This window comes from Streptomyces sp. NPDC088910 (genome assembly GCF_044749865.1).
Classification (GTDB): Bacteria; Actinomycetota; Actinomycetes; order Streptomycetales; family Streptomycetaceae; genus Actinacidiphila.
Genome location: NZ_JBIVIV010000006.1, coordinates 22,589 through 41,224 on the forward strand (window position 1 = coordinate 22,589; position 18,636 = coordinate 41,224).

The 18,636-nt window shown below is 73.4% G+C and carries 18 protein-coding genes; 4 read left to right on the forward strand and 14 right to left on the reverse strand.

Annotated elements, in window-relative coordinates:
- The first annotated feature begins 97 nt into the window (after positions 1-97).
- Positions 98-1,549 (forward strand): MFS transporter, encoded by a 1,452-nt coding sequence (locus tag ACIP4Z_RS15500; RefSeq protein ID WP_401308212.1) that lies wholly within the window; start codon positions 98-100, stop codon positions 1,547-1,549.
- An 86-nt stretch (positions 1,550-1,635) separates the two neighbouring features.
- Here the strand turns inward: ACIP4Z_RS15500 and ACIP4Z_RS15505 are convergent, their stop codons facing one another.
- The 5 genes from ACIP4Z_RS15505 to ACIP4Z_RS15525 form a co-directional block, all read right to left on the reverse strand.
- Positions 1,636-2,076: a nitroreductase family deazaflavin-dependent oxidoreductase gene (locus tag ACIP4Z_RS15505; protein WP_355346707.1), complete on the reverse strand. Its 441-nt coding sequence runs from the start codon at positions 2,074-2,076 to the stop codon at positions 1,636-1,638.
- A 76-nt stretch (positions 2,077-2,152) separates the two neighbouring features.
- A complete protein-coding gene (locus tag ACIP4Z_RS15510) occupies positions 2,153-2,704 on the reverse strand; it encodes a hypothetical protein (protein ID WP_355346710.1) in 552 nt (183 codons plus the stop codon).
- Positions 2,704-3,612: a zinc metalloprotease HtpX gene (htpX, locus tag ACIP4Z_RS15515; protein WP_355346713.1), complete on the reverse strand. Its 909-nt coding sequence runs from the start codon at positions 3,610-3,612 to the stop codon at positions 2,704-2,706. The genes ACIP4Z_RS15510 and htpX overlap by 1 nt, the downstream gene beginning before the upstream one ends.
- Before the next feature lie 106 nt (positions 3,613-3,718).
- Positions 3,719-4,672 (reverse strand): zinc-binding dehydrogenase, encoded by a 954-nt coding sequence (locus ACIP4Z_RS15520; protein WP_391045734.1) that lies wholly within the window; start codon positions 4,670-4,672, stop codon positions 3,719-3,721.
- 179 nt (positions 4,673-4,851) lie between these two features.
- Positions 4,852-6,012: a citrate synthase/methylcitrate synthase gene (locus tag ACIP4Z_RS15525; RefSeq protein ID WP_401308218.1), complete on the reverse strand. Its 1,161-nt coding sequence runs from the start codon at positions 6,010-6,012 to the stop codon at positions 4,852-4,854.
- Positions 6,013-6,118: 106 nt separating this feature from the next.
- Between ACIP4Z_RS15525 and ACIP4Z_RS15530 the strand changes: the two genes are divergently transcribed.
- Positions 6,119-7,402 (forward strand): citrate/2-methylcitrate synthase, encoded by a 1,284-nt coding sequence (locus ACIP4Z_RS15530; protein WP_401308221.1) that lies wholly within the window; start codon positions 6,119-6,121, stop codon positions 7,400-7,402.
- Between the two features lie 117 nt (positions 7,403-7,519).
- On the opposite strand, the gene ACIP4Z_RS15535 is transcribed toward ACIP4Z_RS15530, so the two are convergent.
- The gene (locus ACIP4Z_RS15535; protein WP_355346725.1) at positions 7,520-7,747 is read right to left on the reverse strand and encodes a hypothetical protein; all 228 of its coding nucleotides are present in this window, start codon (positions 7,745-7,747) and stop codon (positions 7,520-7,522) included.
- 137 nt (positions 7,748-7,884) lie between these two features.
- Here ACIP4Z_RS15535 and trxA point away from each other — a divergent pair, with 137 nt between their 5' ends.
- Together trxA and ACIP4Z_RS15545 are read left to right on the forward strand one after the other, a co-directional pair.
- Complete coding sequence (trxA, locus tag ACIP4Z_RS15540; RefSeq protein WP_355346728.1) at positions 7,885-8,253, forward strand: thioredoxin; 369 nt, start codon at positions 7,885-7,887, stop codon at positions 8,251-8,253.
- A 202-nt stretch (positions 8,254-8,455) separates the two neighbouring features.
- Complete coding sequence (locus ACIP4Z_RS15545) at positions 8,456-10,153, forward strand: bifunctional 3'-5' exonuclease/DNA polymerase (RefSeq protein WP_401308226.1); 1,698 nt, start codon at positions 8,456-8,458, stop codon at positions 10,151-10,153.
- Between the two features lie 13 nt (positions 10,154-10,166).
- Here ACIP4Z_RS15545 and ACIP4Z_RS15550 read toward each other — a convergent pair whose 3' ends face one another.
- The 8 genes from ACIP4Z_RS15550 to ACIP4Z_RS15585 form a co-directional block, all read right to left on the reverse strand.
- A complete protein-coding gene (locus ACIP4Z_RS15550; RefSeq protein ID WP_401308229.1) occupies positions 10,167-10,448 on the reverse strand; it encodes a hypothetical protein in 282 nt (93 codons plus the stop codon).
- Positions 10,445-10,945, reverse strand: coding sequence for a hypothetical protein (locus tag ACIP4Z_RS15555; protein WP_401308232.1), 501 nt, complete (start codon positions 10,943-10,945; stop codon positions 10,445-10,447). The genes ACIP4Z_RS15550 and ACIP4Z_RS15555 overlap by 4 nt, the downstream gene beginning before the upstream one ends.
- 216 nt (positions 10,946-11,161) lie before the next feature.
- The gene (locus tag ACIP4Z_RS15560) at positions 11,162-12,667 is read right to left on the reverse strand and encodes a sensor histidine kinase (protein WP_401308235.1); all 1,506 of its coding nucleotides are present in this window, start codon (positions 12,665-12,667) and stop codon (positions 11,162-11,164) included.
- Positions 12,664-13,368: a response regulator transcription factor gene (locus ACIP4Z_RS15565; protein WP_401308896.1), complete on the reverse strand. Its 705-nt coding sequence runs from the start codon at positions 13,366-13,368 to the stop codon at positions 12,664-12,666. Before ACIP4Z_RS15565 ends, ACIP4Z_RS15560 begins: the two co-directional genes overlap by 4 nt.
- Positions 13,369-13,590: 222 nt before the next feature.
- Entirely contained in the window at positions 13,591-14,979 is a 1,389-nt protein-coding gene (locus tag ACIP4Z_RS15570) for a ricin-type beta-trefoil lectin domain protein (protein WP_355346743.1), read from the reverse strand.
- A 17-nt stretch (positions 14,980-14,996) separates the two neighbouring features.
- Positions 14,997-16,280, reverse strand: coding sequence for an RICIN domain-containing protein (locus ACIP4Z_RS15575; protein ID WP_355346746.1), 1,284 nt, complete (start codon positions 16,278-16,280; stop codon positions 14,997-14,999).
- 163 nt (positions 16,281-16,443) lie between these two features.
- Entirely contained in the window at positions 16,444-17,421 is a 978-nt protein-coding gene (locus ACIP4Z_RS15580; RefSeq protein ID WP_401308238.1) for a lysylphosphatidylglycerol synthase domain-containing protein, read from the reverse strand.
- Between the two features lie 467 nt (positions 17,422-17,888).
- Positions 17,889-18,578: a hypothetical protein gene (locus ACIP4Z_RS15585; RefSeq protein ID WP_401308241.1), complete on the reverse strand. Its 690-nt coding sequence runs from the start codon at positions 18,576-18,578 to the stop codon at positions 17,889-17,891.
- Positions 18,579-18,636: the final 58 nt, after the last annotated feature.

Below are 18,636 nucleotides of genomic sequence, written 5' to 3' on the forward strand. Positions count from 1 at the left end.
GGCCCCCGCCCGTACCCCGTACCCCGTCACCACTGAGCCGCACCCGTACCCCGTCATCGCCCCGGACATCCGTCCCCCCTGCGACAGGAGTTCCGTCATGGCCTCGGCCACCACCGCCGCGTCCCCGCCCGCGAGCCGCGACGGCTCGCCGGTCAGCAAGCGGCCAGACCTCGGCCTGCTGCTCCTGCTGGCCGCGACCTTCATGATCGCGCTCGACATCTTCATCGTGAACGTGGCAATCCCCTCCGTCCAGAGCGACCTGCACGCGGGCACCGCGTCGATCCAGTGGGTGGTGGCGGGCTTCGGCCTGGCCGTGGCCACCGGGCTGATCACGGCGGGCCGGCTCGGTGACGTCTTCGGCCGCAGACGGATGTTCGCCGTCGGGCTCGCGCTGTTCACCGCCACCTCGGCGGCGTGCGGATTCGCCCCCACCGCAGGGACGCTGGTGGCGGCGCGGGTCCTCCAGGGCCTGTCGGCCGCGCTGATGAGCCCGCAGGTGCTGTCGATCCTCCAGACCGCCTACACCGGCAAGGCGCAGGCCCGCGCCTTCAGCATGTACGGGCTGACGATGGGCATCGGCGCGGTCTTCGGGCAGCTCATCGGCGGTCTGCTGATCAAGGCCGACGTGCTCGGCCTCGGCTGGCGGGCCTGCTTCCTGATCAACCTCCCGGTCGGGCTGCTCGCGCTGGCGCTGGTGCCGCGCGCCCTGGCCGAGTCGAGGGCGCCGCAACGGCCCCGGCTGGACCTCACCGGCGTGGCGCTGTCCACCGCCGCTGTCGTCGCGCTCGTGCTGCCGCTGATCCAGGGGCGTGCGGCGGGCTGGCCGCTGTGGACCTGGCTGTGCCTGGCCGCGTCCGCCGTGCTCGTCACCGTCTTCGTCCGCCACCAGGACCGGCTCGGCCGCCGCGGCGGCGACCCGGTGCTGAACACGGACCTGTTCCGGCAGCGCGGTTTCGGACCCGGCTCCCTCGCGCAGTTCGTCTTCTGGAGCGGGCAGGGCTCGTTCTTCCTGATCCTCGCCCTGTACCTCCAGGCGGGCCGCGGCCTGAACGCCCTGCACTCCGGCACGGTCTTCCTGGCGATCGGCGGCGGCTACCTGCTGACCTCGACCACCGCGCACCGCATCGCGGCCAGGCTCGGCGGCCGTACGGTCCCGGCCGGAGCGCTGGCGATGGCCGCGGGTCTCGGCCTGCTGTGGGAGGCGGCGCACCGCTCCGGGACCACCGGCAGCCTGTGGGAGCTGGTGCCGGGGCTCATCATGGACGGCGTCGGGATGGGCATGGTGATCGCCCCGCTCACCCACGACGCGCTGGCCACCGTCCCGCCCCGGCTCGTCGGCTCGGCCTCCGGCGTGGTGGCCACCACGCAGCAGATCGGCGGCGCGCTCGGCATCGCCCTGATCGGCATCATCTTCTACGGCGCGGTCGGCGACGGCGCGCCCGGCGGTTACCCGCACGCCTTCCGGATGGGGCTGGTGTTCCTGCTCGGCCTCGAACTGGCGCTGGCGGTCCTGAGCTTCGCCGTCCGGCGGCGCGAGGCGGCTCGGTGAGCCGAGCCCTCGGGCGGCACAGGTAAGGGGCGACCACCCGGGTGGTCGCCCCTTACCCGTCGTCAGATCGTCAGATCGACATGTCGTCAGATCCGGCGGAGGCGCACCACGGGAATGTCCCGGTCGGTCTTCTCCTGGTAGTCGGCGTACGGCGCGTACACATCGAGCAGGTGCGGCCACACCCGGGCCTTGTCCTGCGGCGACAGCGTCTCGGCGCGGGCGGCGAAGCGCTCGCCGAGCACCCGCAGGTGGACCTCGGGGTTGTCGCGGACGCTCAGGTACCACAGGGGGTGCTCGGGGGCGCCGCCCTTGGAGGCGACGATCAGGTAGTCGTCGCCGTCCCGGCCGTAGATCAGTACGGTACGCAGCCACGCGCCGCTGCGACGGCCCTGGTAGTCGAGGAGCAGGCAGGGCGAGCCGTTGAGGTCGGTGCCCTCGGTGCCGTTGGACTCCTCGTAGCGGCGGGCCTGGTCGGCCACCCACTTCTCGGGGCTGACCTTCACCGCGGCGGGGTCGTAAGACGTCATGCGTGTGTGCCTTCCAGAGGGTTCGATTAGCACCCAGCGTAGGGCGGGCGCGCCGCAAACAGGGCGTACGGAGCGGTCACAGGCCCGGCGCGCCCCAGACGGGGAACCAGCGCGACAGGTCGTCCTCAAGCCGGAGGTCATTGGTGACCAGGGCTCTGACCTGGAGTTCCAGCGCGTTGTCCCGCTTCTCGCCGGGCAGCGGGGCGAAGGGGTAGAAGGAGCCGCGCTTGTAGAGGTAGACCAGCGCCACCGAGCGGCCCGCGGGGTCCTTGAAACCGAGCAGCGAGCAGAGCAGTTGCGGGCCGAAGCCGCGTTCCTCCAGGGCGGAGTTGATCGCGTGCAGATCGGTGACGAGGTCGGTCATCTCGGCGGGGTCCTTGCGGGCCAGCAGCCAGGTGTAGCCGTACGAGTCCTGGCTGGCCTCCGCGCCGACCAGGGCCCGCAGGTCCTGCTGGATCTCGGCGAAGGCGCCGCCCTCGACGGCCGCGAAGCAGACCGAGCCGAGGCCGGTGGGCCGCAGCTCGCTCGCCGCTTCGAGGGTGATGGCGGCCGAGGTGAGGCCGAAGAGCTGATCGAGGTCGGGCTTGACCGGCTTGCTTCGGCCGAGGATGACGTCCAGCAGACCCATCAGTGGCGGTCCAGTTCGAGGGTGATGCGGCTGAGCTGCTCCAGCCGCTGCTCAAGGGAGGGGTGGGTGGACAGCAGCTTCGAGAAGGCGGAGCCTCCGCCCTTCGCGCTCAGCGCGGGCGCGAAGTAGAAGGCGTTGAAGGGCTCCGCCTTGCGGAGGTCCTTGGTGGGGATCGCGCCGATCTGCCCGGTGACCTTGGTGAGCGCGGAGGCCAGCGAGGAGGGGCGGCCGGTGAGCAGCGCGGCGCTGCGGTCGGCGGACAGCTCGCGGTAGCGCGACAGCATCCGGGTGAGCAGGAAGCTGATGGCGTAGACGACCGCGCTGACCAGCGGGATCGCCACGGCGAGCACGGCGGTGCCGGGGTCGCGCGCCCGGCGGAAGCCGCCGTAGAGGCCGATCCGGGTGATGACACCGGCGAGGATGCCGAGGAAGGAGGCGATCGTCATGACCGCGACGTCCTTGTGGGCGACGTGGGACAACTCGTGGGCGATGACGCCCTCCAGCTCGTCCGGCTCCAGGCGGCGCAGCAGCCCGGTCGTGGCGCACACCGTGGTGTTCTTCTTGTTGCGACCGGTGGCGAACGCGTTCGGCACGTCGGAATCGGCGATGGCGACCTTGGGCTTGGGCATGTCGGCGAGCGCGCAGATGCGGTCCACGACGCCGTGCAGCTCCGGCGCCTGTTCGGGCGTGACCTCCTTGGCGCCCATGCTGAAGGCGGCGATGCGGTCGCTGAACCAGAACTGCGCGATGAAGAGAACTCCGGCGATCACGAGGATCAGCGGCCAGGATCCGCGCAGCAGCGCCAGCAGCGCGCCGACGAAGACGACATAGAGCAGACCGATCAGGAACATCGTGACCACCATGCGCGTGGTCAGCCCCCGGTCGGGCGCGAAGCGGTTGCGGTCCATGGCCCCTCCCGAGACATGCGGGGCGCGGACCACTGGCGGCGGTCCGTCGTACCTCGTTGTCGAGTGTGCACCTGTTCAACGACTACGACGAGCCCGTCGGTTCCGCTCAGGCCCTCACATCGAGCACCAATTTGCCGAAGGTTTGCCGGGCCCGCAGCTCCTCATGGGCCCTGACCGCCTCGGACAGCGGATAGACCCCGCCGAGCCGGGGTACGAGGCGGCCCGCCGCGGTCATCTCCAGCAGCTCGGCCATCGGCTCGCGGTACATCCCCGGACGGCCGAGGCAGTGCGTCAGCCAGAAGCCGACGACCGCGCGGGAGCGGGCCATGAGCTGTGCGGCCTGGACCGGTGTCGGGGGCGTCCTGGAGGCCAGACCGTACGTGACGAGGCGGCCGAACGGCGCGAGCGCGGCGAGCGAGGCGTCGAAGACCGGGCCGCCGGTCATCTCCAGCACGATGTCGACCTTCTTGCCGCCGTTCGCCTCGACGAGACGGTCCTTCAGGTTCTCGGGGCCGGAGTCGACGGCGACGTCGGCGCCGAGTTCAAGCGCGAGGTCCCGCTTGTCCTCGGACGAGGCGGTGGCGATCACCCGGCCCGCGCCGAAGGTCTTGGCGAGCTGGACGGCGAGCGAGCCCGTACCGCCGGCCGCCGCGTGCACCACGACGCTCTCACCCTCGGCCAGGCGTCCGGAGGTGCGCAGCAGGTGCCAGGCGGTGAGACCCTGCACGACCAGGGCGAGCGCCTGCCCGTCGGTGACCTCGTCGGGCACGTCGTGGGCCAGGTACTCCTGGACGACGGCCTTCTGGGCGTAGCCGCCGTTGTCGGTGAGGGCGACGACCCGGCGGCCCTCCGCGGTGCGGCCGACCACCTCGGCGCCGGGGACCATCGGGAGCGTGGAGCGCGAGAGGTAGGAGTCCTCGACGGTGTGCGTGTCGGCGTAGTTGATCCCGGCGGAGTCGACGTCCACGAGGAGCTGGCCCGGGCCTGCCACGGGGTCGGGCAGCTCGGTCTCCCGCAGTACCTCTGGACCGCCGAATTCGGTGATCTGGATCGCGCGCACGTCGGCTCCTCAGCGTGGTGGGGCGCACCCTGCGGGTGCTTTCCTGGCGTCCGCCGGTGTGTCCCGGTGTCCGCTCCGCCGATATTACCGACTGGTTGGTATGTCGCACACCGCTTGGGCACGCCGCAACGCGTTCCGTCGCGCACTCCACCACGGCACCGCCGCCCCCGCCGGTCCGCTCAGGCGGCGGGCACCGGCACGGGCGGCGGCGGGCCGACGTACCGCGCGGACGGCCGGATGATCTTGCTGTCCTCGGCCTGCTCCAGGATGTTGGCGCTCCAGCCGACGACGCGGGCGGCGGCGAAGGTGGGGGTGAACATCTCGCGCGGCAGCCCGCAGAGCTCCATCACGACGCCCGCGAAGAACTCGACGTTGATGTGCAGCTCGCGGCCGGGCTTCAGCTCGGCGAGCAGCGCCTCCGCGCGGGCCTCCACCTGCACCGCGAAGTCCACCAGGTCGCCGCCGAAGCTCTGCGCGATGCCCTTGAGCATCCGCGAGCGCGGGTCCTCGGTGCGGTACACGGGGTGGCCGAAGCCCATGATCCGCTCGCCCGCCCCGATGTGCTCCCGCAGCCAGCCGTCGATCCGGTCGGGCGTGCCGATCGCGTCGAGCGTGTCGAGCGCGCGGCTGGGCGCGCCGCCGTGCAGCGGCCCGGACAGCGCGCCGATCGCGCCCACCAGACACGCGGCCAGGTCCGCCCCCGTCGAGGCGATCACGCGGGCGGTGAACGTCGAGGCGTTGAAGCCGTGGTCGACGGTCGAGATCAGATAGCGCTCGACGGCTCGGGCGCGTACCGGCTCCGGCTCCTCGCCGGTCAGCATGTAGAGGTAATTCGCCGCGTACGGCAGGTCGTCGCGCGGCTCGACCGGCTCCAGGCCCTGGGCGAGCCGGTGCAGCGCGGTGAGCAGGGTGGGCACCACCGCGCAGGCGGCCAGCGCGTCGGCGCGGCGGCGGTCGGGCGTGAGGTCGTACAGCGGGCGGAATCCGGCCGAGGCGCCGGTCAGCGACAGCGCGGTGCGCAGCCCCGCGAGCGGTCCCGACAGCGCGCTGGCGCGGGCGATGGCCGGGAGCGCGTCCGCCACGTCGGCGGGCAGGTGCCGCAGGGCGGCGGTCCGCACGGTGAACGCGGCGCGCTCGGCCGCGTCGGGCAGCGCGCCGTGGAACATCAGGTGCCAGACGTCCTCGAAGCCGCGGCTCTCGGCCAGCTCCACGGCGGAGTACTCGCGGTAGTGGTAGAAGCCTTCGAGCCCGCGGACGTCGCCGACGCATGTGTCGGTGACGATCACGCCCTTGAGACCGCGGGGTACGTCGATCGGGGCGTTCTGCTCGGTGGTCGGCATCGTGTCCTCCTTGGGTATTGACTCGACTCTCCATGATTGATTTAAACTCTGTCAATGTTGATTGAATCAATGTGAATGAGCTGAGCACTATGGATACGGTGAGGCCATGACGGATCAACCGGCGGACCGGATCAGCACCCGGGAGGCCGCCCGGCGGCTCGGCGTGAAGCCGGAGACGCTGTACGCGTATGTCAGCCGCGGCCTGCTCGCCAGCCGGCGGGCCGAGGGCGGCAGGGGCAGCACCTTCGACCCGGACGAGGTCGAGGCCCTGGCCCGGCGCGCACGGCCCGCGGCGGCCGGTGCCGACGGGCCCTCGGACAGCGGGGGCGGCGGGGGCGGCGGGGGCGGCGGGGGCGGAAACGGCGCCTGGGTCCGTATCCGTACCGGCGTCACTTTGATCGAGGACGACGGCCTCTACTTCCGCGGGGTCGACGCGACCGGGCTGGCCACGGCGTACGGCTTCGAGGAGGTCGCCGAGTGGCTGTGGACCGGGGTGCTGCGGCGCGGGGTCCGCTTCACCGCGCCGCAGCCGCTGCTGAAGGCGGCCCGCAGCGCGGGCGACGCGCTGCCCCCGGGCTGCGGTCCGATGGACCGGCTGCGGGTCGCGGTCATCGCGGCGGCCACCGCGGATCCGCTGCGCTTCGACCTGTCGGAGGAGGCCGTGCTGGGCACGGCGCGCAGCCTGATCCCGACCCTGGTCGGCGCGCTGCCGCCGCTCGGCCGGCCGCATTCGGGAGAGGGCGGGCTGGCCTGGCGGCTGTGGTCGCGGCTGACCGAGCGGCCCGCCGACGAGGCGTCGCTGCGGGTGCTGGACGCGGCGCTCGCGCTGCTCGTCGACCACGACCTGGCCGCCTCGACGCTGGCCGCGCGGGTCGCCGCCTCGGCCCGCGCGCACCCCTACGCGGTGGTGTCCGCCGGACTCGGCGCGCTGGACGGGCCGCTGCACGGACAGGCCAGCGCCCTGGCCCACCGGACGCTCGCCGAGGTGCTGGAGCGCGGCGGCGCGGGTCCCGTCGTCGCCGAGCAACTGCGCGCCGGTCAGCGGATCCCCGGCCTCGGGCACCGCCTCTACCAGGGCGAGGACCCGCGCGCCCGGCTGCTCTTCCACCTGCTCGGGCAGGTGCCCGCCGCCTCCGACGCCCTGGCCGCGGCCCGCGACCTGGCGGCGACGGCCGCCCGCCACACCCCGCTGCACCCCAACGTCGACCTGGCCCTCGCGGTGCTCTCGGTCTCCGCCGCGATGCCCGCGGAGGCGGGCGAGACGGTCTTCTCCGTGGCGCGCACGGCGGGCTGGATCGCGCACGCCCTGGAGGAGTACCAGGAGCGCCCGCTGCGGATGCGCCCCAGCGGCACCTACCAGGGACCGCCGCCGCCCCAGCCGCTGCCGTGACGGCGCGCGGTCGCCTCTCACGGGCGGATGACCGCCGACGCCGCCCTCAGCGGAGACCCGGGCCTCGGCCGGAGCCTGGGCCGGAGCCGGAGTCCGGGCCGGGGCCGGGAACCGTCGTCAGACGCCGGTCAGACGGGGGATGCGGCCGACCAGTTCGGCCCACTCCGTGTCCTTCTGGCCCGGCACCATGCGGCCCGCGGACCGCCACTGGTCGGCGAGTTCCGCGAAGACCGGTGCCTCCGTGCTCTGCAGAACCGTTCCGGCACGGGAATAGCGCCATGGCTGGTGACCGTCGCCCGCGCCGTCGGCGCCGTCGTCCTGCGGAATCCACTGCGTTGCTGCCATAGCCCGACCAACGACTCCGACGGGTCGGACGCCACTGCACACCCCGCCCGCACCACTCGTATGAGTGAACTCTCCGGGGTCCGCAGCACCCGCGGCGACGGCAGGAATTTCCGGCGGGCGCCGCCCGTTGTGGGGGCATGAGCACTGTGGAGCTGACCAAGGAGAATTTCGACGAGGTCGTGTCGTCGCACGATTTCGTCCTCATCGACTTCTGGGCCGCCTGGTGCGGGCCGTGCCGGATGTTCGCACCGGTCTACGACAAGTCGTCCGAGAAGCACCAGGACCTGGTCTTCGCGAAGGTCGACACGGAGGCGCAGCCCGAGCTGGCCGCGGCCTTCCAGATCCAGTCGATCCCGACCCTGATGATCGTCCGTGACAAGGTCGCGGTCTTCGCGCAGCCGGGAGCGCTGCCCGAGCCCGCCCTGGAGGACGTCATCGCGCAGGCCCGCGCCCTCGACATGGACGAGGTGCGCAAGTCGGTCGAGGAGGCCCAGCAGAGCTCCTGACGGGCCCGCCCGCCACCGACGCGACAGCGAGGGACATCCGGGGCCGCGCCCCCGGCCCGCGGCGAGAAGGATTCGCCGGCCGGAGCGCGGCCCTTGCGCTGCCGTGTCGTCGGCCCGCCGGGGTAACGCGGCCGGGCCCGTGCGCGACACCGTCCGCGGGCCCGCCCTCCAGGGCATTGTCAGTGGTCGCGTCTAGGCTCCGATGGTGGGTACAGCCATCGCCGCCGTCGCGCGGATCGCCGCCGTGCCCGACCCGGTGGGGTCGGGCGGGCGGCTGTGCGCGCTCGGGGAGGACGGGACGGCGGTCGGGGAGGTCGATGTCGTACGGGACCTGGCCGCTGAGGTCGCGCGGCGGGAGGCCGAGCAGGCGCCGCGCTGGGTCTGGGCGGCGACCGACGAGGTGTATCCGTGGCTGCTCGACCGGGGGTCGGTGCGCACCGCACGCTGCCATGACGTGAAGCTCGTCGAGTCGCTGCTGCTCGGGCAGGAGGGCAGGCACCGCAGGCCCCGGTCGCTGGGGGCGGCGTGGGCGCGGCTGCACGGGCTGCCCGAGCCCGAGGACGCCCCGGAGCCCGGCGCGGACGACCAGCCGGTGCTGTTCGCCGCCGACCGGCGTCATCTCCCGCGGGATCTCGACCCGTTGGCCGCGCTGGTCGAGGTGCACACGGCGCAGCAGCGGCGGATCGCCGCGAGCGAGCACCCCGACCGGATCCGGCTGCTGTGCGCGGCGGAGTCCGCGGGCGCGCTCGCCGCGGTCGAGATGGGCCGGGACGGGCTGCCGTGGAGCGCCGAGGTGCACGACGAGCTGCTGACCGGGCTGCTCGGCCCGCGCCCCGCGGGTGGCGCACGGCCCGCGCTGCTGGGCGAGTTGGCCGCCCGTATCCAGGACGCGCTCGGACGTCCGGTCAACCCCGACTCCCCCGCCCAGATGCTGCCCGCCTTCGCCCGCGTCGGCGTGCATCTGACGTCGACCCGCTCGCACGAGCTGCGCGAGGTCGGGCATCCGGCGGCCGGGCTGCTGCTGCGCTACAAGGAACTGTCCCGGATCCACGCCGCGCACGGCTGGGCCTGGCGCGAGAGCTGGGTGCGCGACGGCCGCTTCCGCGCCGAATACGTGGTGGGCGGCGTGGTGTCGGGCCGGTGGGCGACGCGTGGCGGCGGCGCCCTTCAAATCCCGCGGCTGCTGCGCTCCGCGGTCGTCGCCGACCCCGGCCACCGACTGGTGGTCGCCGACGCCGGGCAGCTGGAGCCGCGGGTGCTGGCCGCGATGTCCGGTGACGCCGGGCTCGCGGCGGCTGCCGCGGAGGGCGATCTGTACGCGGCGCTGGCGCGGAACGCCTTCGGCGGCGACCGGCCGCGCGCCAAGATCGCGCTGCTCGCCGCGATGTACGGGCAGACCAGCGGCGAGGCGGGCCAGCTTCTCGCGGTGATGCGCCGTCGCTTCCCCGCCGCCCTCGCCCTGGTGGAGGCCGCGGCCAGAACGGGCGAGGCGGGCGGGATCGTACGGTCGCGGCTGGGCCGTACGTCGCCCGCGCCGTCCGCCGACCGGTTCCTCGACGAGAGCGCCGACCCCGGCGACGGCGCGTCCCCCGACCGCCGCGCGGCCCGGTCCTGGGGCCGCTTCACGCGCAATTTCCTCATCCAGGCCAGCGCCTCCGACTGGGCCTTGGCCATGCTGGCCTCGCTGCGCCGCCGGCTGACCGCGATCGGGCCCGAGCCCCAACTGGTCTTCTTCCAGCACGACGAGGTGATCGTGCACGCCCCGACCGAGCTCGCGCCCGCCGTCGAGGCGGCGGTGACGGCGGCCGGTGACGAGGCCCGCCGCCTGGTCTTCGGCTCCGCCCCGGTGCCGTTCCCGCTGGAGACGCACGCGGTGGCGTGCTACGCGGACGCCAAGTAGCCCGGCGGCAGGGTCACTTGTCGCCCGCCACGTCGGATTCCGCCGTCGCGGCGGCGGAATCCGCGTCGTCCACCAGCTTGCGCATACGGGCGAGTTCGGAGTCCGAGGGCGCGGAGGAGTCGCTGCCCGCGGATGCGCCCGCCGACACGGCGGCCGAGGTGTCCGCCGACGACGCCGGTGCGGACGTACGGCCGGAGTGTCCGCAGCCGGTCACCAGTGTCCCGGCGATCGCGCAGGCGGCCAGCACGGCACCGGCCCGCGTACGGCCGCCCTTTCGCGAAGCGGCGCCGCTCACTTCGTGGCGCCCTTCGCCGTGAAGTCCTGTGTCCCGCACCAGGTGCGGACGGCGTCCAGGTCCGTGCTGCGCCGGTTGAGGGTCGGCACCAGCGACTTGCGGAAGGTCAGCTTGTCCTTGAGATACGTGGCCACCGCCGTGTCACCGGCCGTGTTCGCGTTGTCGACCCGCTTCTGGAGCCGGGCGACGGAACCGCGTTCCGTGGCGGGGCCGTTGAGCCGGGCGAGCGCGCGGTCGATACGGGCGTCGATCTTCGGCACCCGCTTGCACAGGGCGCGGGCGCCGTCCCCGGTCGGGGCCTTGTGGACCTTCGGTGTCCTGGACCCGGCGGACGGGTCAGTCGACGGTGCGGCGGACGGGTCGGCCGCGGGTGCCGAGGACGGGTCGGCAGACGGTGCGGCCGACGGGCTCGTGGCGTCCGCGACGGCGGTGCCGGCCGCGGCGAGCAGGGCGGCGAGCGCGGCGGCTGTCGCCACGGCGGTGCGAGTGGGGCGCATGGGTTCCTCCCTGAAGGTTTCGGCACCGGTCGCGGTGCCCGTCAGAGCCGGAGGTTAGGAACCGTCTTTGTGGAAACCATGTGACCGCGTGACAGGCCCGCGGCGACCGGCCGGACCGCAACTGCCGTGCGCACCGGGGCGCTTGTACCTGGCCCGGTCCGACCGGTGACCCCGCGCGGAACCCGAGGCAGGCGGTGCCCGGTGCGGTCCGCGGCCCTACGGCCGCTCCCCCGTCGACGCGCCCGCCAGCCAGTCCCGGCCGCCGGGCAGCGGGCGCTCCGACGCGCCGAGCGGCAGCACCACGGTGAAGCGCGCGCCGGGACCGCCCGGCCGGTCGCCGACGGTGATCCGCCCGCCGTGCAGGGCGATCTGCTGCCCGACCAGGGCGAGGCCGAGCCCGGAGCCAGGGCTGTCGGGGCGGCGGCGGAAGCGCTGGAAGATCTCCCGCCGGGCGGCGGGCGGCACTCCGGGCCCGTGGTCGGCCACGGTCAGTACGACAGAGGGGCCCGCCGGGTCGGCCCCCGGTGAGAGCGTCACCTCGATCAGCGCCCCGCCTCCGCTCCCCGTACCGCCGCCGTGCCCGTCCCCGTCCCGACTCGCGCCGTGCACCGCCGCGTTGACCAGCAGATTGTCGACCGCCGAGCGCAGCCCCTGCGGCCAGCCGTACACGCGCAGGCCCGGCCGCGCGGTCAACTCCACGCGTACGTCGGGGCGTTCGCGCCGCAGGTCGGCCACGGCGGCGTCCAGCACGTCGGCGAGGTCGACCGGCACGAAGGCGTCGGCCTCGACCAGGTCGCCCTGGGCGAGGGCGCGCAGCATCACCAACAGGCCGAGCAGCCTGGTGTGTTCGCCGCGCAGGTCGGCGATGATCTCGGCGCGTTCCGCGGGGTCGGGCTCGGGGCGGCCGTCCAGGACGTCGAGGTTGATGCGCATGCTCATCAGGGGGTTGCGCAGTTCGTGGGAGGCGGCGGCGGAGAAGGAACGCGCGGTGGCCAGCGCCTCGGCCGTACGGGCGGCCTGTTCGTCGTAGCGCGCGAGGACGGTCTGGAGCGTGCGGGCGAGTTCGTCGACCTCGGTGACGCGGGTCGGCGTGTGATCGAGGCGGGCGGCGCTGGTGCGCGGGTCGATGCCCCCGGCGCGGCGCTGGAGCCGCCTCAGCGGGAGCGCCGCGCGGGTGACGGCGAGCCAGGCGGCGGCGCCCGCGACCGGCGCGGTGAGCAGCGCGACGGTGACGATCCTGCGGCGCACCCGGCTGATCTGCTCCTGGCCCGCGGTGTCCGGCGAGAACAGCCACAGGGTGCCGGTCGCGGCGGGTCGCACGACGGACAGCGGTACGGCGAGCACCCGCCAACTGCTGCCGTCCGCACGGAAGGTGACGGGCCGTACGGCGTCCGCCGCGGCGGGCAGCGGCCGGCCGTCGGCGGGCTGCGGGCCTTCGGTGACGGTGCCCTCGGTGCCGGTCACGCGGATGCCGACGTCGAGCGCGGCGGCGAACAGCTTGCGCTGACGGGCCTGTTCGACCTCGGCCGACCGGTCGTTCGCCATGGCCCGCAGCAGATTGCGGGCGTCGGTGCGGACGGCGGCGGCCCGGTCCCGCAGGTGCGCGTCGGCCTGCGCGTGGACGTCGTGGCCGACCAGCCGGACCATGATCCAGCCGGAGGCGAGGACGAGCAGCGGTACGAGGACGGTGATCGCCAGCGCGATCCGGGTGGACAGCCTCACGACGCGCCGTCCCGTACCCCGGCTCGCCGCTGTTCGCGTCCGTCGACCCGCAGGACGAATCCCACGCCCCGCACGGTGTGCAGGATGCGGGGCCTGCCACCCGCCTCCAGCTTCTTGCGCAGATAGCTGACGAAGGTGTCGACGGCGTCGGTGCGGACCTCGAAGTCGTATCCCCAGACCCGGTCGAGGAGTTGGTCGCGGGTGAGCACGAGACCGGCGTTGCGGGCGAGGATCTCCAGGAGTTCGAACTCCCTGCGGGTCAGCTCCAGCGCCCGGCCCTCGCGGGCGGCGGTGCGGGCGGCCGGGTCGAGGACGAGGCCGCAGGCGCGGACCTGGCCGTCGGGGCGCGGCGGCCGGCGGCGCAGCAGGGCGTGCAGCCGCAGGACGAGTTCTTCGAGTGCGAAGGGTTTGACGAGGTAGTCGTCGGCGCCCGCCTGGAGTCCCGCGACCCGGTCGGCGACCTCGTCGAGCGCGGAGAGCACCAGCACCGGCAGGTCGTCGCCGCCGGCCCGCAGGGTCCGGCAGACCTCGATGCCGTCCACGTCGGGCATCGATATGTCCAGGACGAGGATGTCGGGCGGGGTACGGCTCAGCAGGTCGAGCGCGGCGGCGCCGCCGTCGGCCTCGGTGACGGCGAAGCCGCGCAGCCGCAGGGCGCGGCCGAGTGAGCGGCGGATCGCCGCGTCGTCGTCCACGACCATGACGCGGCCGGGGCCGGGGCCGGGCCCTGAACCGGGGCCGCCGCTCGCCTCCGGGCCGTTCGTGTGCGGCATCGGATCTGTCATCGGAACATGCCTCCGCTCCCCGGCCGTCGCATGGTGCATCGCGGGAACCATGCCTACACGGCCGGGGAGCGGAGAGCCATCGGGGGGTGGCGCCCCCGCCGTCGCGGCGGGGGTGCCACCCGGGTCACTCGGGCGGTGTCACCCGCCGTACTGCGCGAAGGTGCGGGTGAAGTCCCACGCCTGCTGGGAGACGCCGGAGCAGGTGTCGTCGTTCGGGTAGCCGCCGGGGCAGGGCCGGTCCCGGTTGGCGGACCAGAAGGTCAGCCGGGCCAGGTGGTGCTGCTGGGCGTAGGCGAGGATCGTGCGGAAGTCGGCGACGGTGACGGTCTCGCTGTTGTCGGTGATGCCGTTCATCGACGAGATGCCGCTGTGCCGGTACGCCTGGTCGTCGGTGTAGCCGTACGCGTTCTTGAGGGCGTTCTTCAGGCCGTCGGTGGCCTTGGTGGTGAGGTTGCCCATGTTCTGGCCCGCGCCGCCGAAGTCGAACGGCATGATCGTCCAACTGTCGACGGTCAGCCCGGAGGCGGCGGCCTTGTTGATCAGGCCGGTGTCGGGGCCGCTCTGGCCGGTGCCGATGGTGACGTACTCGACGATGCCGGGGTTGTTGGCCTTGATGGTCTTGAGCGCGTCGACCGTGCGCTGCTGGACGGTGCCGTTGCTGTAGGCGCTGGCCTCGATGTCGATGTCGATGGCCTTGAGGCCGTAGGCGTTGATGACCTTCTGGTAGGCGCCCGCGAGCGCGCTCGCGCTGGTGCAGGACTCTTCCAGCTTGTTGCCGCTGTAGCCGCCGAAGGACGGAACGACGTCGCCGCCCGCCGCCCTGATCTTGTTGATGGTGTTCTGGTCGACGCCGCCGGTCAGCGCCCGGCCGCCGTCCCACTGCGGGTTGCAGGTGCCGTTGCTGAGCACGAAGGCGAGCGTGAACCACTTGACGCCGGTCGCGTTCATGATCGTCGTCGGGTCCGGCGGGTTGCCCCAGCCGTTGTAGAGGTACGGCGCGACGGCCTGGACGCCGGTGCCGCCGGACGGCGGCGGGGTGGTCGGCGGGGTGCCGCCGCCGGTGGGTAGCGTCCACTTCTGGTTGGCGGAGCCCGCGCAGTCCCAGATCTGGAGCCGGGTGCCGTTGGCGGAGCTGGGGCCGGTCGCGTCCAGACAGCGGCCTGAACCGGCGTTGACCAGCGTGCCGTTGCTCGACGTCCACTTCTGGGCGTTGGTGCCGTTGCAGTCGTAGAGCTGGATCTGGGTGCCGTTGGCGGTGCCCGCGGCGGTCACGTCCATGCACTTGCCGAGGGCGCGCAGGGTGCCGTCGGAGGAGACGGTCCACGCCTGGGCGGCGCTGCCGTTGCAGTCGTAGAGCTGCACGGCGGCCCCGTTGGCGTTGCTGCCCGAGGCCACGTCGACGCACTTGCCGCCGTAGCCGGTGACGGCGCCGGTGGCGTCGGCGCCGGACGCCTGGCTGATCCCGAGGGCGGTCAGGGCTCCCGCGGCGAGCGCGGCGGTGGCCAGGAGCGTGGTGGTCTTTCGCATCTGCCGGATCCCTCTCATCAGCCGGTCACGGTCCACTTCTGGTTGGCGGTGCCCGCGCAGTCCCAGATCTGGAGCCGGGTGCCGTTGGCGGAGCTGTTGCCGGAGGCGTCCAGGCATCTGTTGGAGGCCGGGTTGACGATGTCGTGGGCGGCGCTCACGGTCCACTTCTGCGCGTTGGTGCCGTTGCAGTCGTAGAGCTGGATCGGTGTGCCGTTGGCGGTCCCGGCCGCGGTGATGTCCATGCACTTGCCGAGGGCGCGGATGGTGCCGTCGGAACCGACCGTCCAGGACTGCGCGGCCGAGCCGTTGCAGTCGTAGAGCTGCACGGCGGCGCCGTTGGCGCTGCTGCCCGAGGCCACGTCGACGCACTTGCCGCCGAGGCCGGTGATGGCGTGTCCCGTGCCGGTGCCCGGTCCCGAGCTGTCGCTGGTGGTGACGTGCACGTAGTCCACGACGAGCTGCTGCGGGAAAGTGGTGCTGGAGTTCGGGTCGCCGGGCCAGTAGCCGCCGACCGCGAGGTTGAGCAGCAGGTAGAAGGGGTGGTCGAACACCCAGCGGTTGCCGCCGAGGTCGGCGGACGTACGGGTCTGGTAGACGTTGCCGTCCACGGACCACTTGATGGAGTTCGGCGCCCAGTCGATGGCGAAGGTGTGGAAGGCGTCGGAGAAGCTCTGCCCGCCGGGGAGGGTGTATCCGGCGCCGATGCCGGCCGAACCGGAGTAGCCGGGGCCGTGGATGGTGCCGTGCACGCTGCCGGGCTCGAAGCCGACGTTCTCCATGATGTCGATCTCGCCGCTGTTGGGCCAGCCGACCGAGCCGATGTCGTTGCCGAGCATCCAGAAGGCGGGCCACATGCCCTGGCCGCGCGGCAGCTTCATCCGGGTCTCGAAGTGGCCGTACGTCTGGGTGAACTTCTGCGGGGTGGACAGCCGCGCGGAGGTGTACTGGCAGGACCCGTACCAGCACTGGTAGTTGGCCGGATTCTCCTTGCGGGCGGTGATGACGAGGTTGCCCTGGCCGTCGAGCGCCGCGTTGTGGGTACCGCTGGTGTAGTACTGGCGCTCGTGGTTGTTGACGTTGTCACCGGTCTCGTAGCCCCACTTGGAGCTGTCGACCGCGCTTCCCGCGGGGCCGTTGAAGTCGTCGGTGAAGGTGGCGGTGGCCGCCACCGAGGCGGTGTCGAGCCTGCTCGCGGTGGCTTGCGGGGACGCGGTCTGTTGCAGCCAGCCGCACAGCAGCAGTCCTGCGGCGGCCAGCAGCGCGAGGGGGCGTATGCGTCGGGTGGGGGGTGATGCCGACATTGCCGGACTCCTCGGTCGGGTCGTCAGAAAACGGTTTTGGGCATGCTCCTGACAGACAGTGAGGTGCGGGGCACCCTGGGAGACTTCCCTTACGTCTTAGTTCAGGACGTGATTTAAATGGCGGGACTGAGGGGAGTCAAGGCTTCCGGCAAAGGTACGTACCTTAAAGTTCGCGGCGCTTGACGAGCACGGCGAGCACGACGACGCCGGGGATGAGCGGCAGCCAGGTGGTGACCAGGCGATAGCCGAGCACGGCGGAGGTCGCGGCGACGGCGGAGGCCCCGGCCGTGACCAGCGCGAGGGCGAGCGCCGCGTCCAGCGAGCCGAGCCCCGCCGGGGTCGGCAGCCAGCCCGCCGCGGTGCTCGCGAAGAAGTACGCCACCAGGATGCCGCTGACCGGCACCGGGGCGTGGACCGCCTTGACCACGGCGACGACCACCGACGCGTGCATGGCGGGGAAGGCCAGCGAGCCGCCCCACAGGCACGCCACGCGCGCCCGGTCGCGGTGCAGGGTCCGTACGTCGTCGGCCACCGACGCCAGGAAGCAGCGGGCCCGGTCGCGCGCGCGGCCCGCGTACCGCGAGGCCACGAACGCCAGCACGACCAGCACCAGCGCGACCGCGCCGATCACCATGGGGTCGGCGGGCAGCACGAATCCGTCGGGGGCCAGCCGGTGCACTTGCAGAGCGTCGGGGAAGAGCGCGAGCAGGACGAGCAGCAGCGTCACCCGGCCAATGGCGGCGGCCGAGGCGCGGACGGCGAGCGCCGCGAGCGACCGTGTCGGCGTCATGCCGTGCCGCACCAGGAAGCGCAGATTGACGGCGTTGCCGCCGACACCCGCGGGCAGGACGTGGTTGGCCGCCGAGGCCGCGAACTGCGCGGCCAGCAGCCGGCCGGGCGGCAGCGACATGACGACCGCGCCCTGCTGGGCGACGGCCGAGCAGACCCACGTCATGCACGCGGCGAAGACCGCGACGGCCATCCACTCGGCGTCCGCCTGGCCCAGCCGCCCGGCGCTGTCGCCGATCATCGGCCACTTGCTGACGGCGAGCGCCGCGACCGCGGCCACCGGCAGCAGCATGGCGGCGGACCGCACCGAATTGCGCTGCCAGAGCGCACCCTCGTCACGGGCGATGGACACGGTGACTCCTCGTCGCATGCGGTACGACGGCCGGGGCCGCCGGGGGACGGTGCGCGTAGCAGTGCGGGAAGTGGGACGGTTTGTCCAGACTAGGTGCCTTCCGGGGCGGCGTCGTACCGGCACAGGGCCACCCGGGTCAATCGTCGGACCCGCGTGCCGTGACGGCGAGGGTCCGTCAAGGGCCCCTTTTCCCGGCTGCCTTGGGGGTCCGGCCACGCCTGGAGTCTGCCCGCGTACGGTGAACGGCGCGCAGACCGTGACTGTCGCCATGTCCCCGGTCGGGTGACTCTCCACCGCCGCGGGATTAGCTCCGGAGAGTGCCGCGCATGGGCGCGGCGGACGGCGCGGAAGCCGAGGTCACCGGCGGGTCCCCGCCATGGCGCCGCGGCGGTCGTCGGACCGGTCGCCGGGGCGCGCGCTCAGCGGGTCGGCTCGGACCGCCCACCGGAGCGCCGACCGGGGCGCGGTCACCAGGTCAGGAACGCCTCGTAGGCGGGCGCGAGGGTGTCGGTGAGGGTCCGGCCGCGGACGCTGACCGCCGGACGGCCCAGTTCGGCGACGGCCGGTGCCGGGGCGGCGGCGCGGCGGTCGGGGAGGTCGCCGCACTCCCAGAAGCCGTCGTCCGGGGCCGGGTCGTCGTCGAGGGGTACGGGCGGCGGGCCGTTGCGTACGGCGTCCAGGACGGCGCGGCGGTCCCGGCCGCGCCAGGTGGTGAGCAGGAACGGTTCGTCGTCGATGGCGGCGCCGAGCGCGGCGAGTACGGCGGTGAGGTGGGCGCAGGGCAGCGCCCAGTCCGGGCAGTCGCATTCCAGGACCGGCTCGCCGTCCCCGGCCGGGAGCAGCGGCAGCCCGGCCCTGGCGAAGAGGGCGTCGGCGTCCGGCGGCAGCTCGCCGTCCAGGAGTTGCTCACGCGCGTCGGAGTCGGCGACGAGGGCCCGCTCGACCCGTCGCCACTCGGCGTCGGTCAGCACCGGCAGTTCGATCCGCACCGTCCACGGCGTCGGCGCGCCGTCCCGTACCCGGGCGGTGGCCAGCCCCGGCTCCACCGCGAGTCCTGTGACGCGCCCCGACGCCGGGCCGCGCGCGTACCCGAGCCCCGCGAGCCGGGCGTCCAGCCGTGCGGCCCACGTACGGCCGCCGCTTCCCGCCCCGGTCATCCGCTCACCCCCGCTACGGTCCCCGCCGCGCCCGTACCCCCACCAGGGCCCACGGCGT

Coding starts and splice junctions, on each gene's coding strand:
- ACIP4Z_RS15570 (WP_355346743.1), bottom strand. CDS start 14,979: ATGCGAAAGACCACCACGCTCCTGGCCACCGCCGCGCTCGCCGCGGGA.
- ACIP4Z_RS15505 (WP_355346707.1), bottom strand. CDS start 2,076: ATGACGTCTTACGACCCCGCCGCGGTGAAGGTCAGCCCCGAGAAGTGG.
- ACIP4Z_RS15555 (WP_401308232.1), bottom strand. CDS start 10,945: ATGCGCCCCACTCGCACCGCCGTGGCGACAGCCGCCGCGCTCGCCGCC.
- ACIP4Z_RS15545 (WP_401308226.1), top strand. CDS start 8,456: ATGGTGGGTACAGCCATCGCCGCCGTCGCGCGGATCGCCGCCGTGCCC.
- ACIP4Z_RS15585 (WP_401308241.1), bottom strand. CDS start 18,578: ATGACCGGGGCGGGAAGCGGCGGCCGTACGTGGGCCGCACGGCTGGAC.
- htpX (WP_355346713.1), bottom strand. CDS start 3,612: ATGGACCGCAACCGCTTCGCGCCCGACCGGGGGCTGACCACGCGCATG.
- ACIP4Z_RS15530 (WP_401308221.1), top strand. CDS start 6,119: ATGACGGATCAACCGGCGGACCGGATCAGCACCCGGGAGGCCGCCCGG.
- ACIP4Z_RS15525 (WP_401308218.1), bottom strand. CDS start 6,012: ATGCCGACCACCGAGCAGAACGCCCCGATCGACGTACCCCGCGGTCTC.
- ACIP4Z_RS15500 (WP_401308212.1), top strand. CDS start 98: ATGGCCTCGGCCACCACCGCCGCGTCCCCGCCCGCGAGCCGCGACGGC.
- ACIP4Z_RS15510 (WP_355346710.1), bottom strand. CDS start 2,704: ATGGGTCTGCTGGACGTCATCCTCGGCCGAAGCAAGCCGGTCAAGCCC.
- trxA (WP_355346728.1), top strand. CDS start 7,885: ATGAGCACTGTGGAGCTGACCAAGGAGAATTTCGACGAGGTCGTGTCG.
- ACIP4Z_RS15575 (WP_355346746.1), bottom strand. CDS start 16,280: ATGTCGGCATCACCCCCCACCCGACGCATACGCCCCCTCGCGCTGCTG.
- ACIP4Z_RS15535 (WP_355346725.1), bottom strand. CDS start 7,747: ATGGCAGCAACGCAGTGGATTCCGCAGGACGACGGCGCCGACGGCGCG.
- ACIP4Z_RS15565 (WP_401308896.1), bottom strand. CDS start 13,368: ATGGTCGTGGACGACGACGCGGCGATCCGCCGCTCACTCGGCCGCGCC.